Source organism: Uliginosibacterium sp. H1, assembly GCF_036017065.1.
Taxonomy (GTDB): Bacteria; Pseudomonadota; Gammaproteobacteria; order Burkholderiales; family Rhodocyclaceae; genus Uliginosibacterium.
The window spans coordinates 1,908,523-1,926,711 of record NZ_JAYXHR010000001.1 but is presented as its reverse complement, the minus strand read 5'-3'; the positions used below and the strand labels follow the sequence as shown (position 1 = coordinate 1,926,711).

Annotated in this window: 17 protein-coding genes and 1 tRNA gene; 4 read left to right on the top strand and 14 right to left on the bottom strand. The window is 66.0% G+C overall.

The window, feature by feature from the left end; genetic code table 11:
- Nucleotides 1-54: 54 nt before the first annotated feature.
- A complete protein-coding gene (locus VVD47_RS08705) occupies nt 55-630 on the bottom strand; it encodes a hypothetical protein (protein ID WP_327603011.1) in 576 nt (191 codons plus the stop codon).
- A gap of 112 nt (nt 631-742) precedes the next feature.
- Between VVD47_RS08705 and VVD47_RS08700 the strand changes: the two genes are divergently transcribed.
- Nucleotides 743-997, top strand: coding sequence for a hypothetical protein (locus VVD47_RS08700; RefSeq protein ID WP_327603010.1), 255 nt, complete (start codon nt 743-745; stop codon nt 995-997).
- 204 nt (nt 998-1,201) lie between these two features.
- Here VVD47_RS08700 and VVD47_RS08695 read toward each other — a convergent pair whose 3' ends face one another.
- The 6 genes from VVD47_RS08695 to rpsU all read right to left on the bottom strand — a co-directional run bounded on the left by VVD47_RS08695 (nt 1,202) and on the right by rpsU (nt 7,355).
- On the bottom strand, nt 1,202-2,416 hold the full coding sequence (locus VVD47_RS08695) for a tyrosine-type recombinase/integrase (RefSeq protein ID WP_327603009.1): 1,215 nt from the start codon (nt 2,414-2,416) through the stop codon (nt 1,202-1,204).
- 178 nt (nt 2,417-2,594) lie between these two features.
- Nucleotides 2,595-2,673: transfer RNA gene (locus VVD47_RS08690), tRNA-Ile, on the bottom strand.
- A gap of 57 nt (nt 2,674-2,730) precedes the next feature.
- Nucleotides 2,731-4,716 (bottom strand): RNA polymerase sigma factor RpoD, encoded by a 1,986-nt coding sequence (gene rpoD / locus VVD47_RS08685; RefSeq protein WP_327603008.1) that lies wholly within the window; start codon nt 4,714-4,716, stop codon nt 2,731-2,733.
- A 56-nt stretch (nt 4,717-4,772) separates the two neighbouring features.
- Nucleotides 4,773-6,545, bottom strand: coding sequence for a DNA primase (dnaG, locus tag VVD47_RS08680; protein ID WP_327603007.1), 1,773 nt, complete (start codon nt 6,543-6,545; stop codon nt 4,773-4,775).
- A gap of 19 nt (nt 6,546-6,564) precedes the next feature.
- A complete protein-coding gene (locus VVD47_RS08675; RefSeq protein WP_327603006.1) occupies nt 6,565-7,011 on the bottom strand; it encodes a GatB/YqeY domain-containing protein in 447 nt (148 codons plus the stop codon).
- 131 nt (nt 7,012-7,142) lie between these two features.
- Complete coding sequence (gene rpsU / locus VVD47_RS08670; RefSeq protein WP_327603005.1) at nt 7,143-7,355, bottom strand: 30S ribosomal protein S21; 213 nt, start codon at nt 7,353-7,355, stop codon at nt 7,143-7,145.
- A 164-nt stretch (nt 7,356-7,519) separates the two neighbouring features.
- Here rpsU and VVD47_RS08665 point away from each other — a divergent pair, with 164 nt between their 5' ends.
- Nucleotides 7,520-8,776, top strand: coding sequence for an MFS transporter (locus tag VVD47_RS08665; RefSeq protein WP_327603004.1), 1,257 nt, complete (start codon nt 7,520-7,522; stop codon nt 8,774-8,776).
- Here the strand turns inward: VVD47_RS08665 and VVD47_RS08660 are convergent.
- On the bottom strand, nt 8,745-9,773 hold the full coding sequence (locus tag VVD47_RS08660; RefSeq protein ID WP_327603003.1) for an extracellular solute-binding protein: 1,029 nt from the start codon (nt 9,771-9,773) through the stop codon (nt 8,745-8,747). The two genes, VVD47_RS08665 and VVD47_RS08660, sit on opposite strands and share 32 nt — an antisense overlap.
- A 207-nt stretch (nt 9,774-9,980) precedes the next feature.
- Between VVD47_RS08660 and VVD47_RS08655 the strand changes: the two genes are divergently transcribed.
- Nucleotides 9,981-10,901 carry a hypothetical protein gene (locus VVD47_RS08655; RefSeq protein ID WP_327603002.1) on the top strand — a complete coding sequence of 307 codons (921 nt, stop codon included), beginning with the start codon at nt 9,981-9,983 and terminating at the stop codon, nt 10,899-10,901.
- Between the two features lie 76 nt (nt 10,902-10,977).
- On the opposite strand, the gene holA is transcribed toward VVD47_RS08655, so the two are convergent.
- The 6 genes from holA to VVD47_RS08625 form a co-directional block, all read right to left on the bottom strand.
- Complete coding sequence (holA, locus tag VVD47_RS08650) at nt 10,978-11,982, bottom strand: DNA polymerase III subunit delta (protein ID WP_327603001.1); 1,005 nt, start codon at nt 11,980-11,982, stop codon at nt 10,978-10,980.
- A 10-nt stretch (nt 11,983-11,992) separates the two neighbouring features.
- On the bottom strand, nt 11,993-12,532 hold the full coding sequence (locus VVD47_RS08645) for an LPS-assembly lipoprotein LptE (RefSeq protein ID WP_327603000.1): 540 nt from the start codon (nt 12,530-12,532) through the stop codon (nt 11,993-11,995).
- Between the two features lie 62 nt (nt 12,533-12,594).
- Entirely contained in the window at nt 12,595-13,218 is a 624-nt protein-coding gene (locus VVD47_RS08640; RefSeq protein ID WP_327602999.1) for a response regulator transcription factor, read from the bottom strand.
- Nucleotides 13,219-13,236: 18 nt separating this feature from the next.
- On the bottom strand, nt 13,237-14,634 hold the full coding sequence (locus tag VVD47_RS08635; protein WP_327602998.1) for an HlyD family type I secretion periplasmic adaptor subunit: 1,398 nt from the start codon (nt 14,632-14,634) through the stop codon (nt 13,237-13,239).
- Nucleotides 14,634-16,823, bottom strand: a complete 2,190-nt coding sequence (locus VVD47_RS08630) for a type I secretion system permease/ATPase (RefSeq protein WP_327602997.1) — start codon at nt 16,821-16,823, stop codon at nt 14,634-14,636. The genes VVD47_RS08635 and VVD47_RS08630 overlap by 1 nt, the downstream gene beginning before the upstream one ends.
- Nucleotides 16,824-16,862: 39 nt before the next feature.
- Nucleotides 16,863-17,198: a hypothetical protein gene (locus VVD47_RS08625; RefSeq protein WP_327602996.1), complete on the bottom strand. Its 336-nt coding sequence runs from the start codon at nt 17,196-17,198 to the stop codon at nt 16,863-16,865.
- A 286-nt stretch (nt 17,199-17,484) separates the two neighbouring features.
- On the opposite strand from VVD47_RS08625, the gene VVD47_RS08620 reads away from it, so the two are divergent.
- Entirely contained in the window at nt 17,485-18,189 is a 705-nt protein-coding gene (locus VVD47_RS08620; RefSeq protein WP_327602995.1) for a fumarylacetoacetate hydrolase family protein, read from the top strand.

The window sequence follows — 18,189 nt, the reverse complement described above, 5'->3', positions numbered from 1 at the left end:
GACTCCTTGTGTTGAGGAGTCACCACTGTCGGCCTCAGCGATGCAAACGTCTTTCTAAGAATCCCCTTCAGATTTAGAAGGGTCTGGACATAGGTGACGAAGATCGTAGTAGGCAGCGCGCGCCTTCTCGTAGCTGCACGAGAAGTGGGCCGCAGCCTTTTCGATTGCCTTGGTGATGGGCTGGCTTGAGTCCGCAGAGTGCGTACTGGAAACGAAGCAATATATCTGCAGCGCGTCCCACTCTGCACGCGTCCAGGGCAGGCTCATCTTGGCCCATGGCAGGGGAAGCTCGTCTTCCCAACGGCCGCCCATAGCCACCTTGAAAAGTTGCTCCGCAAGATAACGAAGCACGACGGGCTCAACTGATGCGGACTCCGCGTTCTCGCAAAAGCGCAAGATCATGCGTAGCGCGAACTCTTCATGATGTCGCTCCGTTGCGGTGCCATCAGCAATGCGCTCCATGTACTTGCTGAAATCTGTCGGCTCCGAAAGTTGGGCGACAGGCCACGCTTCGGTCTGAAACCACTCATCACCGAAGCCATCTTCATCGTCCTGCCCACGGGTTCTCTTTGAGAAAAGGTACGAGTTGCGGTTCTTCTCCACGTCAGCGCCTTCGTCGCTGGCCTTCAATTAGGAGCCCCGCCAGGCCGGTGAAGGTATCCGGCTTTTCGGCGGCCAAACCTAGGCGGGGCAAAGATCTGCTACGTCACTACTATTCGACGTCGGGCCAGCACAGTGCGGCATGCAGACGGTGTGCCGCATAAGAGCATTGCTCGGGGTTCGCGGCAACGTAACCAACGGCCCCTTGTTTCATTTTTCGGCTTGCACTGGCGACGATGTAACCAACGCCGGTGATGAGACCCCGTTCAGCCTGATCTGCCAGAGTTCGGAGCGCAGCGGCAGTTTCTCGGGCGTGCCCAGCATCAATCGAAACCACCTCACCCACCAGACTGCTGATTCGCTTTTTCATAAAGCCTCATCGTCAGTAGTTCGCTGAGTCACACATGCGCCAAGGCTACCGCGCGCTTCTACAAATTCTCAGGACGCATCAGGCCGTTGCGCTGGCCCAGCGTGGCCCGGCCAAAATCCACCCCGGCCCGGCATGCGGGCAAGACGATAACCCAGTAGCCATGCGGTTTGCCGGGCGCTGGCCCACTCGGCCCATCTGGCCCGCTGAAAAACGGGGGAATCGGTAGCGCACTCATGCCGCAACACCCCCGCGAAGCGGAATAACCTCGGCTCCAGACTTGAGTCTGTCCAGGTAGTCGGCCCAGGTCTGCATCATCTTCTTGCGCTCCGCAAGGAAGGCGGTGCGGTTGTAGGCGCGGCCATTCGGATCGCGGACAGCGTGGGCTAACTGGTGTTCGATGTAATCGGGTCGGACGCCAACTACTTCATCCAGGATCGTGCGAGCCATGGCGCGGAAGCCGTGGCCGGTCATCACGTCGCCGAAGCCCATAGCGTGCAGGGCGGCGGTAACGCCGTTCTCGCTCATGGGGCGAGACGCGCCTCGCCCGGACGGGAAGACATAGCGACCCTCTCCGGTGATAGCTTGCAGCTCGCGCAGGATCGCAACGGCTTGGGAGGGTAGGGGAACGATGTGCTGGGTATCGGTCTTCGTCACGGTGTAGCGCCATTCCTCTGCGGCCAGGTCGATATCCACCCACTCCGCGCGGCGCAGCTCGCCAGGGCGAACAAACAACATGGGGGCAAGGCGAAGGGCTGCGCACACCACTGGACCACCGCTATAGCCATCAATGGCCCGCAGCAGAGGCGCCACCTGGGCGGGTTCGGTCAGAGCCTTGAGGTGTTGCACCTTCACGGGGGCGAGGGCGCCCTTGAGGTCTGCGCTGGGGTCGCGCTCCGCCCGGCCAGTGGCAACGGCGTAGCGGAAGACCTCGCCCGCAATGCCCTTGGTGCGGTGTGCTGTATCGATGGTGCCGCGCCCCTCGATTCGCCGCAGGCACTGCAGCAGCTCAGGCGCTTTGACTTCGGCAATCGGCCGCGATCCAAGCCAGGGAAACAGACCTTGCTCAAGTTTGGCAAGGGCTCCGCTAGCGTACTTCTCGCTCCAGGTCGGCAGACGCTTGGCGTACCACTCACGAGCGACAGCCTCAAAGCTGTTGGCGTGGGCCGTCGCCCTTGCTGCCTTCTGCGCCCTGCGGGCGAGGCCGGGATCAACGCCAGCGGCCAGCAGCTTGCGGGCTTCGTCCCGTTGCTCGCGGGCCTCGCCCAGCGAGGTATCGGGATAGACGCCCAGGGCGAGGCGCTTTTCCTTGTTGGCGAAGCGGTACTTGAGGCGCCAGTACTTGCTGCCGTTCGGATGTACCTCCAGGTACATGCCGGCGCCGTCAGCCAGGCGGTAGGGCTTGTCCTTGGGTAGGGCCTTGCGGGCCTGCAGATCGGTTAGCGGCATGCTCCCTCCTGTGGTGGGGGCATGGATTGCGTGGGGCACAAGGTTGCCCCCTGTTGTGCCCCCATTCATGATGCGCTTTAGGGGCATGTCCTGCAACGTACTGATTCGGCGAAGGCAAGAAAAAACCCGCTATATGGCGGGTTTTTGAGTCGTTCTGATACGCTGTGGTTCTTGAATTTGGTGGGCCCCCCGAGAGTCGAACTCGGCACCAACGGATTATGAGTCCGCTGCTCTAACCAGGCATGAGCTAGAGGCCCGATGTGAGCGCGGCTACCTCGTGAGTAGCCGCGTCAGGATCAATCGGTGTGGCGGGATCAGCCTTCGCCGTCGAGGAAGCTCTTCAGTTTCTCGGAGCGGCTGGGGTGACGCAGCTTGCGCAGGGCCTTGGCTTCGATCTGGCGGATGCGTTCGCGAGTGACGTCGAATTGCTTGCCGACTTCTTCCAGCGTGTGGTCGGTGTTCATCTCGATACCGAAACGCATGCGCAGCACCTTGGCTTCGCGCGGCGTCAGGGAGTCGAGGATTTCCTTCGTCACACCCTTGAGCGAGGAGTACAGCGCGGCATCGCCCGGGGACACGGTGGTGGTGTCCTCGATGAAGTCGCCGAGGTGGGAGTCGTCGTCGTCGCCGATCGGCGTCTCCATGGAGATCGGCTCCTTGCTGATCTTCAGGATCTTGCGGATCTTGTCCTCGGGCATCTCCATCTTGATCGCCAGCGTTGCGGGATCCGGCTCGGCACCGGTTTCCTGCAGGATCTGACGGGAGATGCGGTTCATCTTGTTGATCGTCTCGATCATGTGCACCGGGATGCGGATGGTGCGCGCCTGGTCGGCGATCGAGCGGGTGATGGCCTGACGGATCCACCACGTGGCGTACGTGGAGAACTTGTAGCCGCGACGGTATTCGAACTTGTCCACCGCCTTCATCAGGCCGATGTTGCCTTCCTGGATGAGGTCGAGGAACTGCAGGCCGCGGTTGGTGTACTTCTTGGCGATCGAGATCACGAGGCGCAGGTTGGCCTCGGTCATCTCGCGCTTGGCACGGCGCATCTTCGCTTCACCGGTGGACATCTGCTTGTTGATGTCCTTCAGGTCCTTCAGCGAAATCTGGATGCGGGTCTGCAGGTCGATCAGCTTCTGCTGTTCTTCCAGCACGGCCGGCTGCAGGCGCATCAGCGTGGCGGCGTAGGCGCCTCCTGCGGAGATCTCGTTCTTCAGCCAGTCCAGGTCGGACTCATGGCCGGGGAAGCTCTTGATGAAGTGGGCGCGCGGCATGCCGGCGCGATCCACGCACAGCTCCAGGATCTTGCGCTCGTGCTTGCGCACGCTCTCGACCATGTGGCGCACGGAGTCGCACAGGTTCTCGATCACGCGTGCCGAGAAGCGGATGTTCATCAGCTCGGCGCTGATCTGGCCCTGGTACTTGACGTAGGTCTTGTCCTGCGGACCCTTCTTGGCGAGGATCGGCAGGGCCTTGGTGTACAGGCCGCGGATGATCTCGAAGCGCTCCAGCGCATCGGTCTTGAGCTGTTGCAGCGAGGCCGACATGGCGGCAGCGCTACTTTCGCCGTCTTCGTCTTCTTCCTCGGCGTCGTCTTCCAGCTCGATCTCTTCTTCCGCAGCGGCAGCGGCTTGTTCTTCCACGGCGTTCGGATCGACCAGGCCGTCGATGACGTCGTCGATGCGCATCTCGTCCTTGGTCACCTTGTCGACCATCGCGAGGATGTCGGCGATGGTGGTGGGGCAGGCCGAGATGGCGATGACCATGTGCTTGAGGCCTTCCTCGATGCGCTTGGCGATCTCGATTTCGCCATCACGCGTGAGGAGCTCCACGGTGCCCATCTCGCGCATGTACATGCGGACCGGGTCGGTGGTGCGGCCGAATTCGGATTCGACGGAAGCCAGTGCCTGCTCGGCCTGTTCCTCGGCTTCTTCGTCCACGGCAGCGGCCGGCACTGCGTCGGACATCAGCAGTTCTTCGGCGGCCGGGGCTTCGTCGTAGACCTGCACGCCCATGTCGTTGAACGTGGAAATGATCGATTCGATCTGTTCCGCGTCCACCATGTCTTCGGGCAGGTGGTCGTTGATTTCGGCGTACGTGAGGTAGCCGCGCTCCTTGCCCAGCGCGATGAGGGTCTTGAGGCGGGTGCGGCGGACCTCGGCATCCTTGCTGGGGTCGGCGCTCAGCACCGGCGTGATCAGGTCCTTCGTCTTGTCCTTGGCACGGCGCCCGGCAGGAGCTTTTGGTTGATCCTTGCGCGGGGTTTCTTTGGCTGTAGCGACGGCTTTTTCCTTGGCCATGGATTCCTCAAGAGGCAGGGCGGGTGGAGCGGGGAAACAGATAACTATATACGACTTCAGTCTGACTGTCCAGACTTAAGTTTCTGTTTTTGCAATAGAAGCGCCTTGTACTGTTGCATCTCGTCGGCGCTGAGCGCGTCGCCGGAGGCCAGGCGCCGCTGGAGGGTGTCGAACGCTCTCTCCACATCGCCGCGACGCAGGTTGTTCAGCAAGCCCTCGAGGATGTCCGGCGCGGCCTCGCTATCGGCGGCCAGTTCCTCGCTGGCCTGCAGCAGGTCGGCGATGACGTTTTCCTGCGGCGTGTCGCGCCAGCGTTCGTACAGGATGGCGAGGCTGCGGGAGTCGAGCGAGCCGTCGTCGTGCGCGTCGATCAATGCCTGCAGCACGGTTGCTTCCGGTGTGTCGCCCAGCATCGCCAGTGCATCCGATGGCAGGCGACCGACGAGGTCGGGATGGGTGCTCAGCAGGCGCAACATCTGCTGTACCGGTCCGAGTACGGCCGCACGCGGAAGGCGCGGCGGTGCCTGTTTTCCGCGCCCGTTTCCGCCGCTGGGCTTGAGGCCGAAGGCCCGTTCGACTTCAGCGACCTCCAGCCCGGCGTCCTGCGCGATCTGGCGGATCATCTGCAGGCGCAGCATCGGTGCCGGAATGCGTGGCACCACGCCCTTGGCTTCGTGGACCAGCCGCGCCCGTCCTTCTGCGGTGGTGAGCTCGATGTCGTCCTTCAGCGTATGCATCAGGAATTCGGTGAGCGGCATCGCGCCGTCGAGCGCGCGGCGCCAGGCTTCCAGGCCCTGTTCGCGCACGTAGCTGTCGGGGTCGTGCTCAGGCGGCAGGAACAGGAAGGCGATGCTGTGGTCGTCGGCCAGTTGTTCGATGCTGGCGTCCAGCGCGCGGTGTGCGGCCTTGCGACCCGCCTTGTCGCCGTCGAAGCAGAAGACGATGCGCTCCGCTTGCCGCATCAGTTTCTGGATGTGCACCGGCGTCGTCGCCGTGCCCAGCGCCGCCACTGCATTCGGAAAGCCGTACTGGGCGAGTGCCACCACGTCCATGTAGCCCTCCGTCACCACGACCAGGCCGCTCTCGCGGATCGCCTGGCGTGCCTGGTGCAGGCCGTACAGCTCGCTGCCTTTCTGGAACAGCGGAGTCTCCGGCGAGTTCAGGTACTTCGGCTCGCCCGCGCCGATGACGCGCCCGCCGAAGCCGATGACGTTGCCGCGCTGGTCGTGGATCGGAAACATCACGCGATCGCGGAAGCGGTCATAGCGTCGGCCGGTGTCGTTCTGGATGACCAGGCCAGCCTCCAGCAGCGCGTTGTCGTCGTAGCGCTGGAAGGCCCCTTGCAAGGGCTGCCAGTCGTCCGGTGCGTAGCCCAGTTGAAAGCGTGCGGCGATCTCGCCGGTGAGGCCGCGCGACTTGAAGTAGTCAATGGCCTGCGGGGACCGCTTCAGGCTGGCGCGGTAGAAGTTCATCGCGGTGTCCATCACCTGCAGCAGGGACTGCGTCTGCGCGCGCTCCTGCGCAGTGGGCGCACCGGTTTCCTCCGGCACTGTCATGCCGACCTGGCCGGCGAGTTCGCGAATCGCATCGCGAAAGCTCATGCCGGCGTATTCCATCAGGAAGCCCACTGCCGTGCCGTGGGCGCCGCAACCGAAGCAGTGATAGAACTGCTTGGTGGGACTTACCGTGAAGCTGGGCGATTTCTCGTTGTGGAAAGGGCAGCAGGCAGAGTAGTTCGCACCGCCTTTTTTCAGCGGCACGTAACGCTCGATCAGATCGACGATGTCGACCCGGGCGAGCACTTCCTGGATGAATGATTCGGGGATCATCGCCGCGGCGGGCGTGAGGTCACTTGGCGAGGGCTGCCTTGATCTTGCCCGACACCTGGCCCATGTCCGCGCGGCCGGCGAGTTGCGGCTTCACCACGGCCATGACCTTGCCCATGTCGGCGGGGCCGGCGGCGCCGGTCTGCGCGATGGCGGCGGCCACGGCGGCGTCGATCTCGGCGTCGGACAGGCCGGCCGGCTTGTAGGCCGACAGGACATCCAGCTCGAAACGCTCGGCATCCGCCAGGTCCTGGCGGCCGGCGCTGTCGTACTGGCTGATGGAGTCCTTGCGCTGCTTGATGAGCTTGTCGACGATCGCGATCACCGCCGCGTCGTCCAGCGTCACGCGCTCATCCACTTCCTTCTGCTTGATCGCGGCCAGCAGCAGGCGGATGGCACCCAGGCGCGCGGTTTCCTTGGCGCGCATGGCGGTCTTCATGTCTTCGTTGATCTGGTCTTTCAGCGACACGGCAAGCTCCTTGGCTGCGAGGTAGGAACGACAAACAGAAAAACCCGGCTACCCTCGCGGGGGCCGGGCCATTTCAGGCTTTTTGCCTCGTACTTTGCTGAGCGCCGCCGCGATTGCGGGGCGCAGGCCGATCAGTACAGCTTCGGCGGCAGTTGCTGGCTGCGCAGGCGCTTGTGCAGGCGCTTCACGGCAGCAGCTTTCTTGCGCTTGCGCTCGGAGGTCGGCTTTTCGTAGAACTCACGGGCGCGCAGTTCGGTCAGCAGGCCAGCTTTTTCGATGGTGCGCTTGAAGCGGCGAATGGCGACTTCGAACGGCTCGTTTTCTTTGACGCGTACACCCGGCATTTCTGGGTTCCTTGATTGGTCGGCAAGATGAGGGGCGGGAGTGTAACCACCTTCATCCGGATTGCCAAGTTAACTTTTCGGCCGGGCGCAGGGGCGGGCCTTGACCCGCCGCGGCGGGCCGGCACACACTGCGCGCCCTTTCCGCCAGCACCGCCGCACCCGTGATGTCCCTGCCCGCCGACAGCCTGTGGCGTGACCGCAATTTCCTGCGCCTCTTCCTGGCCACCACGCTGACCGTGCTGGGCACCTCGATCTCGCAGATGGCGCTGCCGCTCACCGCGGTGCAGTTGCTGAACGCGAGTGCGACCGACATGGGCATCCTGGCGGCGTGCCAGCTGTTGCCCTTCGTGACGGTGGGCTTGCCCGCCGGTGTGTGGATCGACCGCGCGCACAAGCGTCGCATCGCCGTCCTGTTCGACCTGAGTGCGGCGGCCGGGCTGGCGCTGGTGCCGCTGGGAGCCATGTTCGATTTCCTGTCGATGCCCTTGTTGTGCGTGGTCGGTTTCGTCGTGTCCAGCACCGAGGCCATCGGCGGCTCCGCCCTGCAGGTGTTCACCACGCAACTGGTCGGGCGGGAGCGGCTGGTGCTCGCCAACAGCAAGTTGTCGGCGGCTTCTTCCGTGGCCCTGGTCATCGGCCCTGCCATTGCCGCTGCGTTGGTTGCGATGGTGGGAGCGCCCATGGCGGTGACCGTGGACGCCTTGAGCTTCGTCTGCTCGGCGATGCTGGTGGCGAGCATCCGTCATCGCGAGGTGATCAACGCCGTGGCGGCCGGCGTGTCCTGGCTGGCACAGATGCGCGAAGGGCTGGTGCTGGTGTGGCGCACGCCGACGCTGCGCTCGCTGGTGTGGATCGTGGCGCTGTGGATCATCGTGTCGGATGCGTTCCGCGCGCTGTACGTGTTGCACGCCGCACGCAACCTGTCGCTGGCGGCCGGCGACATTGCACTGATCAACACGCTGGGTGCGCTGGGTGGCCTGGCAGGGGCGCCGCTGGCGCACTGGCTGGAGCGGCGTTTCGGGATCCGCCGCGCGCTGGCCGCGGGGGTGCTGCTCGCCGGCGCAGGCCTGTGCCTGTACGCGCTGCCGCGTGCGGATTGGGCCCTGGCCGCCTGGGGCGCGGGGCTCGGCCTGATGGTGTTCGACTGTGGCGCGGCCGTCTACGTCGTGAACTACCTGAGCCTGCGCCAGGCCGTGACACCGGACGCCCTGCTGGGGCGCATGGTCACCAGCATGCGTTTCGTCTCCATCATTCCCGCGCCGCTGGGCACCATCGCCATCGGCCGTGCGGCGGACGGTGTCGGCCTGGTGCCGGTGTTCATGAGCCTTGCGGTGGTGTGCGTGGTGATGGGCCTGCTGGCGACGCGCTGCCTGCCGCGCCCGGCGATGGTCAGCGTGGCGCGCGCGGCGCCACCGACATGATCCGTTCCCACAGCTGGGCGCGCTTGGTAACGTCTTCCACCGGCTCCAGCCAGACCAGCTTGTCGCGGTTGTGCCTGCCATCGCTCATGGACGTCAGCGTATTGGCCAGGCCCTGACGCTCGGTCAGCGCGCCGCTGACGCCGGAGCTCAGCATGTGATTGATCCAGGCCTCGGCCAGATTGCGGTCGCGCGCACCGCGCAGCACCGCCCACACGTCCAGCCAGGCCAGTGCGCCTTCCTGCGGGATGACGTAACCGACGTCTGCACCGGCGCGGCGCAGCAACTGCACCTGCTGGTCGCCGTAGTTGGCGAACACCAGCGCCACCTCCTTGTTGCGGAAGCTGTCGACCACTTCCTCGGGGCGGCTGTAGAAAAGCTGGGCGTTGTCGCGCAGCCGGCTGAGGCGGTGCACGACTTCGACGAACTGGTTCTGGCTGAGCTGGAACGGGTTCTTCACCCCCATCGTCAGCGCGGTGAAGCTGAAGCTGTGGCTGCTGCCGCTGTAGGCCAGGACCTTGCCTTTCCAGCGAGGGTCCCACAGCGCACTCATCGACGTGGGCGCCTGCTTCACCAACTGGCGGTTGTAGATCAGGCCCATGGCACCATAGGCGAAGGGGATGCCGTAGGGCTCGCCTTCGTGGATCAGCCCGGGAACCGCGCCGAGTTCGCGGAAGCGGGGCAGCTGGTTGCGCGTGTTCGGGATGTTCTTCGTACGGACCGGCTGCAGCAGCGTCTTGTCCAGGTAGCGACGCAGCTCGGCCGTGTTGACGGCCATCACGTCGAAGTTGGCGCCGTCGTTGGACGAGGCCCGCTGCCACAATTCGTCGTCGTCACCGATGAAGGTGACTTCGACCGTGACGTCGTGGCGGATCTCGAAGACCCGCACCAGATCGCGGTCGGCATAGCCGGGCCAGGCCAGCACGCGCAGCGTTTCACCCGCCAGCGCGGGCGCGCAGTGAAGCCAGACAGCGAACAGGAGCAGGGCGTGACGCAGCATGGAACGATGTTGCGAAATATGCAGAAAGGATATCGCGAGGCCAGCGATACGGCCAGCGCCTGTGCCTGAATGCTCGGGTGGGCGTGCCCGATTGTCGGCGCTTGCCTGCCTGCCGGCAAGCGAGGGCAACCCTAAGAGCATGATTGCTAAGTATTTTGAACGGACCGGCGCGGCCGGCGAAGAAAACGCAAAAACACGGGGCTTCAAATGACAAAGCATCTGACATGCTGGCTGGTCGTCTGGGTGGCGGCGATGCTGGCGGCCTGCGGCGGCCTGCCGGAACGTGACGAGGGGCTCGACGCGCAACTGAAGCGCTTCCCTTCGCCGGGCGCCCGATCCTATGTGTATGTCTATCGAGATCCGTCGCAGGCCGCTGCCGCGCGGGTCGCGGTGTGGCTGGACGGGCAGCCGGCGGGGTTTCTGGACGCGCGGACCTACCTGGCCCTCGAACTGGAACCAGGCCGCCACACCTTGTTGTCGCGTGCGGAAAATGACGCCTCGCTGGGCTTCCTGGCGATCCAGGGAGAGAGCCTCTTCGTACGGCAGACCCTGCTGCAGGGCTTTGCTTCGCCGCGTGCCCAGATGATCGAGGACGACCTGGAGGCCGGCATGCGTGCCGTGCGCGACAGTCGCCTCGTCGACGTGGCCGCCGGCCTGCGGCCGCGTCCGACCGTGCTGGCGGCTCCGGCTCCGGCTCCGGCTCCGGCCATCTTGCCCTTGACGTCGTCTGCGCCGGCGCCAACCATCCTGCCCGCACCCGCACCCGCACCCGCACCCGCACCCGCACCCGCACCCGCACCCGCACCCGCACCCGCACCCGCACCCGCACCCGCACCCGCACCCGCACCCGCACCGGTCGTGCCGGCTCCGGTGCCGCAGGCCGTTCCGGTGCAGCAGGCTCCGGTGGTGAAGGAGACCGTGGTCAGCCCGGCGGCACCGCTGCCGCGGGGGCGCCTGGAGTACGCGGCGGAACGGGTGGCGAGCGCCGAGGGCTGTCGCGACGCGAATGGCGCGCCACCAACGGTGCAGCTGGTCGAGCAATCAACCGGTGTGGAGGTATATCGGGCGAACTGCGGTGCGCGCAGCCTGAGCATTCGCTGCGAGTTCGGGCAATGCCGGCTGCGCTAGTCGCGGGAAAAAACGTGGGAAAGGGAGCGGGGCACTTCGGGAGCGGGTGATCCCGCCCGGGATTGACCGGGCGCGTTCAGCGCACCGATACGCGCAAGGCCAGTTGCAGGAATTCGTCCCAGACATCGCCCTGCACCAGCCCCTTGACCATGCGGTCGATGCGGGCTGCATGCATCAGGGCGCTGCGCAGCGTGGCGCCGCGCAGGCGCTGGATGGCGCGGCGGCATTGCGCCTGGCGCGGGCCGAACACGCGCTCGGCCTTCAGGGCGGCATCCGGCGGCAAGCCGCCGTCCACCGCGTTGCGGATGCGGGCCAAGGTGCGAATCTCGTTGGCCATGGTCCACAGCACCAGCGGCGTGGCGGCGCCTTCGCCCTTCAGGCCTTCCAGCAGGCGTGCGCAGCGCGCGGCATCGCCGTCCAGCAGGGCGGTGCGCAGTTTTTCGGTGTCGTAGCGCGCCACGCGCAGCACCGCGTCCTGCACCTGCTCCAGGCTCAGTTCGCCCTCGCCGTGCAGCAGGCCGAGCTTCTGGATTTCCTGGTGGGCGGCAAGCAGGTTGCCCTCGACGTGCTCGGCAATGAACAGCAGGGCGTCCTGCGGTGCGCGCTGCCCCTGGCGTGCCAGGCGGCCGGCGATCCAGCGCGGCAACTCCGCGAGCGGTGGCGCGTTGCATTCCACTTCGGTGCCGGCTTCCAGCAGGGCGACGACCCAGGCGCTCTTCCTGGCGGCCCAGTCCAGTTGCGGCAGGGTCACCAGGGTGATGGTGCCGCCGCTGGGGTCGAGGTTGCGGGCGTAGCGCTGCAGGACCTCGCCGCCTTCGCGTCCCGGCTTGCCGGTGGGGATGCGCAGGTCGACGAGCTTGCGGTCGCCGAACAGGGACAGGTTGCCGGCCGTGAGTTCCAGCTCGCGCCATTTGAAGCCGGTGGTCACGACCATCACTTCGCGCTCCAGCACGCCCTGGGCACGCGCAGCGGCGCGGATCGTGTCGGCCGCCTCGATGACCAGCAGCGGTTCGTCGCCATGCAATACGTATAGCGGCGCGAGGTCGCGGCCGAGCTGGGCTGCGAGCTGGTCAGGGCTCATGGCGGCGCTGCTACTTCGTGGCGGCGGGTGCGGAGGTGGCGTCCGCCGGGGCGGGTTGCGGTGCCGGGGCCTTGCCGAGCCGGCGCAGCAACTGGGTCACCACATCGTTTTCCATGTCGCGGTAGAGCAGGACTTCTTCCTGTTCCTTGGCGAGGGTCTGGTTGTCGTTGAAGCTGATGTCGCGGAACACGTAGATCTCGTTCAGTGGCATCAGCTCGCGGCCGTGCGCGTCGATGAGGCGGAAACCGAAACGCTGGCGCAGCTGGTACTCGCGCACGGTGCCGGACGTGTTCAGGGTCAGGATGTGTTTCTCGCGCGCGTCCTGCACGACGACCAGGCGCACCTGCGCGTCCTCGCGCCGTTCGGTCACGCGGCTGCCATTGGCCTGGATCTGCCGCTTGATGCTGGCGGCAAATTCGGAATAGGCATTCATGTCCAGGTAGATGCTGTCGAAGGGCAGCTGCTGCACACCGCGCAGCTTGAAACCACAGGCAGCGAGGGAGAGCAGCAGCGCCAGCACGAGGCTGCGCAGGAGAGTGGATGCAGACATGGGGAACAAGGGCGGGCTCGGGTCGCGGCGATTGTACCTTGCGACGGAGCCTGCCCTGCGCTTCAGCGGATGCCGTGGACCTTCAGCGCCAGTTGCAGGCGGTCGTCGACCTGCAGCTTGTCGAAGATCGCGCTGAGGTGGGCCTTCACGGTGCGTTCGGTGATGCCGAGGTGGATGGCGATGCGAGCATTGGCGTCGCCCATGGCGGCCATCCGCGCGACTTCGCGCTCCCGCTCGGTGAGTGCAGCGGCCCAATCCACCGGTGGCGCGGGGCGGGACTCCAGGCCGCGGCCCAGCCCACCGATCAGACGCCCCAGCAGGCTGCGGCCCACCCACAGCTCACCGCTGGCCACCACTTCGATCACCTGCTGCAGCGTCTCCACCGCGGCATAGGCATGGCAGTAGCCGGCCGCGCCGCATTCCAGCGCCGCCAGCCCCTCCGCATCGCTCGGCGTGCTGCTGGCGAGGATCAGGCTCAGGTGCCCGCACCAGTGGCGCCAGCGCGCGTCGCCCAGCGCCGGCAGGCCGGGCAGCGCGCTGTCCACCACCACCAGCGTGCCGGCGGCCAGGCTGTCCAGCGCGGCAGGGTTGGACAGGCGGTGAGCGGGGCGGCTGCCGGCAGCGGCACGCAGGCGGGCAAACAGGGTTTCGTCGCGGCTCAGCAAGCAGAGGGCGGTGACAGCCATTGGTCCGTGAGTCGTTTTTCAGCGTTCGGTGAGCGCGCGCTGTTGCGCCCGCAGCACGGGTTTGAACAGGTAGGCCAGGATGGATTTCTTGCCGGTGAGGATATCGACCTCCGCCACCATGCCGGGAATGATCGGCAGGTGGCGCTGGCCCAGCGTGCTTTCCTTGGTGCGCACCCGCACGATGTAGAAGGCATTGCCCTTGTCGTCGGTGACGGTGTCGGCGCCGATGTGCACCAGCTCCGCGTCCATGCCGCCATAGGTGGCGAAGTCGTAGGCGGTGAACTTCACCAGCGCAGGCTGCCCCGGCCGCAGGAAGGCGATGTCGCGCGGCGATACCCGGGCTTCCAGCAGCAGGGTGTCGTCGGTCGGGACGATCTCCATGACTTCCTTGCCGGGCTGGACCACACCGCCCACCGTGTTGACCAGCAACTGGTTGACCGTGCCGCGTACCGGCGAGCGGATCTCGGATTGCTTCACGCGGTCGGCCAGGCCCACGCTGCCTTCGGACAGGCGACCGACCTTGGCGTTGATCTCGGAGAGTTCGGAGCGGGCCAGGTTGCGGAAATTCAGTTCCACCTCCTGGATCTTGCGGCGCGCTTCGGTGATCGAGGCCTCGATGCGCGGAATGGTGGCGTTGGCCGAGTCCCGCTCGCCACGGTAGCGCGCCACGTCGCGCTCCAGGCGCAGCAGTTCGACGTCGGACACGGCCCCGGTGCGCAGCAGCGGGCGGGTCTTCTCCAGCTCCTGCTGGGTCAGCTCGAAGCTGCGCGTGGCCGATTCGCGCTTGGCGCGGACTTCGTTGAGTTCCTGGCTGCGCTGGGCCAGTTGCTGCTCGGCGATGGACACGTTGGCGCCCAGTTCGGCGCGCTTGGATTCGTACAGCGCGCGTTCCTGTTCGACGAGCTGGGGCACTTCCTTCAATGCTTCTTCCGGTGCGACGAAGGCCGAGCCGTCGGCCACTGCCTGCAGGCGGGCGGCCTTGGCGAGCAGGGCCAGGTATTCGGCGCGATTCTCCTTCAGGCTGGAGACGAAACGCGTCGGGTCGATCTTCGCCAGCAACTGGCCGGCCTGTACCGACTGGCCTTCGCGCACCAGGATCTCGGAAACGATGCCGCCATCCAGGCTCTGGATGACCTGGATCTGACGCGAGGGGATGACCTTGCCTTCCCCGCGGGTGACTTCATCCAGCTCGGCGAACGCGGCCCAGATGAAGAACACCAGCAGTGCCAGCGCGGTGATCCACACCGCCGCACGGGCGCCGCGCTGGCGCTGCTCGTGCATCGCCCATTCGGCATCGCGTTCGAAGTCGGTGTCGTCGTGCAGCTCGCTCTTCTCCACGCCATCCATGAGGCGGTCGAAAGCGGGGGAGAAGCGTGCGTAGAGGCGGTCGAAGAAACGGTCGAAATGCGCCTTCATCAGTTCGCCCTCCCGACGCGGCCATGCTGCAGGGCCTCGATGACCTGGGCCTTCGGACCGTCGGCCACGACGGTGCCGGCGTCGATGACGATGAGGCGTTCGACGAGGTCGAGCAGCGAGGTGCGGTGGGTCACCAGCAACACCGTCTTGGAGGCTGCGTAGCTGCGCAGCCGCTGGCGCAGTTGCTCCTCGCTCTGGTGGTCCATGCTGCTGGAAGGTTCGTCCAGCACCAGGATGGGCGGATCGTTGATCAGCGCGCGGGCGATGCCGACCGCCTGGCGCTGGCCGCCCGACAGGGATTCGCCGCGCTCGCCGATCGGCATGTCGAAGCCCTGCGGGTGCGCGTTGGCGAACTCGGTGACGCCGGCGATCTCCGCCGCAGTGAGGATCGCGTGGTCATCGGCGAAGGGGGCGCCGAGCGCGATGTTCTGGCGCAGCGATCCGAAGAACAGCGTGACGTCCTGCGACACGAAGCCGATGGCGCGGCGAAGCTCTGCCGGGTCGATCTGGCGGGCATCCACGCCGTCGATGAGTACCGCGCCCTCGGTGGGGTGATAGAGGCCCAGCACCAGTTTCTCGATGGTCGTCTTGCCGGAGCCGACGCGACCGATGACGCCCACTTTCTCGCCAGCCTTGATGCGGAAGCTCACCCGGCGCAGCGCGTTCTGGTCACGGCCCGGGTAGGCGAAGCTGACCTCCTTGAACTCGATGTCGCCGCGGAAGGCCGCGCGGTGGACGAAGGGCGCTTCTTCCGGTCGCTCGACCGGCAGCTCCATCTGGTTCTCCACCGCGGTAAGGCCGGTGCGCGCGCCCTGGAACTGCATCATCAGGCCGGCCACCGCGCCCAGCGGTGCCATCGCGCGTCCCGCCAGCATGCCGGCGGCGATGATGCCGCCCATGCTCATCTTGCCTTCCGACAACAGGTAGACGCCCACCATGATGATGGTGACCGACACCAGTTGCTGGATGAACTGCGCGAAGTTGACGGTGGAGGACGACAGCAGGCGCACGCGTGTCGATACCTGTGCCATGAACTGGGTGGCGCGCTCCCAGCGGCGCTGGATCTCGCCTTCGGCCGACAGGGTCTTCACCGTCTCCAGGCCGACCAGGCTCTCGATCAGCGTGGCGTTGCGCTGCGCGCTGGCGCGGTAGCTGGTCTCCGTCAGCTCGTGCATCTTCTGCTGCGTCAGCGCCGCCCCCAGCACGACCAGGCACATGCCCACCAGCGGGGGGAGGATCAGCCAGGGCGAGATCCACGCCAGCACCAGCAGGAACAGGACGGTGAAGGGCAGGTCGATCAGCGTGGTGACGGTGGCCGAGGCGATGAAGTCGCGCACGCTCTCGAAGGCTTTCAGGTTGGCGGCGAACGAGCCGACCGACGCCGGCCGCGCGGCCAGCTTCACACCCAGCACGCGCTCCATGATGCGGGCGGACAGCACCACGTCCACGCGCTTGCTGGCGCTGTCGATGATGTGGGCGCGGATCGTCCGCAGCGCGAAGTCGAAGAGCAGCATCAGCATGGCGCCGATGGACAGCACCCATAGCGTCTCGACCGCGTTGTTGGGTACGACGCGGTCATACACGTTCATGGAGTACATGGGGAACACCACCGAGAAGATGTTCACCACGAGGGCCGCGAGCAGGGCGTCGCGGTACAGCCGCCAGTTGGCGAAGATGGCGCTCCAGAACCAGTGCTTGCCGCGCAGCTTGGCCAGTTGCTGGGTGCGGGTGTCGAAACGGAAACGCGGCCGCACCGTGATGGCGGTGCCGGTGTAGTGCTCGATGAGCTGCTCGGGCGCCATCTCGCTGACCGATTCCGGCGACTCGGGGTCGTGGACGCGCAGCAGGCCGTTGGGCAGGCGTTCGGTCAGCACGCAGGCGCGCCGGTCCTTCAGCACCAGGATCACCGGCAGCAGGTGGCGCGGGATGTCGAGCAGGGATTCCTTGATCAGCCTCGCCGACAGCCCGGCGCGGGCAGCGGCGCGCGGCACCTGCGACGGCGGCAGCAGGTTCTCGGCGCGTGGCAGGCCGGCGGACAGGGCTTCGGCGGTCCACGGGTTGCCATGCACCCGGGTCAGGAAGACGAGGCAGTCCAGTAGTGGATCCACATGGGTCGCATGCGGATCGGAAGGCCAGGCGGCGGGCCCGGCGGTCTTGCCTTGCAACGGTGCAGTGGCGGGATCGTTCATCGTCCAGTGATGGTTTCCGGTGAGGCGACCAGGTCGGGGTCAGATCACGTCGCCGCCGCCCAGCAGGTTGAGAGCCCCTTGCAGGCGGCGGCGCTTGTCCTTGCGGGCCAGCAGCTTGCGTTGCGCCTGCGGCGGCAGGTCGGTCAGGCGCAGTACGCCTTTCTCGATCAGCACGTCGATGAGATCTTCCATGACGCGGATGAAATCGGCATCGAGATCGGAGAAGCCACGCTCCGTGTGCGTCGCCTCGGCTTGCAGGCCCAGGAAAGCACGTACTTCGGGATGGCTGGCCGGCAGCTCCTCCGCGGCATCCGCACCTGCGCGGTCGAGCAGGGCGACGATGCTCCCTTCGGCAGAACGTCTGACAAATGGCATGGCACAAGCCTTTCGAGTAGGGGCTACTTTACCAATCGTCTTGCGCGGATGGTGTCCCGGCTGGTCACAATCGTTTGTCGCGTGACAAATATCCGGTGTAGCAGGTTCCCCGCCCCTCGGCGGGGGACAACGGTATTGACGGCACCGGCCGCGCGGGCTTGAGAAACCGACGCGGCCGCACTCCGCCCCGTCGCCACGGGCCGTGTTGCCCTGGCCCGACGCCGTCGGTGGTGCCGCGGTCGGCGGCGGTGCGAGAATGGTGGCTCGTCCAACCGGAGCACCCGCCATGAGCAGCACCGAATACGTCATCGCCCCGCCCGCCGTCGTCAGCCTGCCGGTTGCAGGTGGCGGCCGCTTTCCCGTCCGCCGCATCTTCTGTGTGGGCCGCAACTACCTGGAACACATCCGCGAGCTGGGCAACGATGAGCGCGAGCCACCGGTGTTCTTCATGAAACCGACCGACAGCATCGTGCAGGACGGTGGCATCGTGCCCTATCCGCCCGGCACGCAGAACCTGCACTTCGAGCTGGAGCTGGTCATGGCGCTGAAGTCCGGTGGCTACGGCATTGCGCCGGACCAGGCTCTGGCCCATGTATTCGGTTATGCCATCGGGCTGGACATGACGAAGCGTGATGTCCAGAAGGCGCTGGCCGGCAAGAACCAGCCCTGGGAGCTGGGCAAGGCCTTCGAGCACGCCACGCCCTGCGGGCCGGTGCATCCGGTGGCGCAGACCGGGCATATCGAGAGCGGGCGGATCCATCTCACCGTGAATGGCGAGACGAAACAGGATTCAGATATTTCGCAGCTGATCTGGAAGCTGCCGGAGATCATCGCCAACCTGTCGCTGCATTACCGCCTGCAGGCCGGCGACCTGATCTTCACCGGTACGCCGCATGGCGTCGGTCCGGTGGTGGCGGGCGACGCGATGGTCGGCGAGATTGCCGGCCTGGGGCGCCTGAGCGCCACCGTGGGCGAGGCCGAAGCAGCCTGA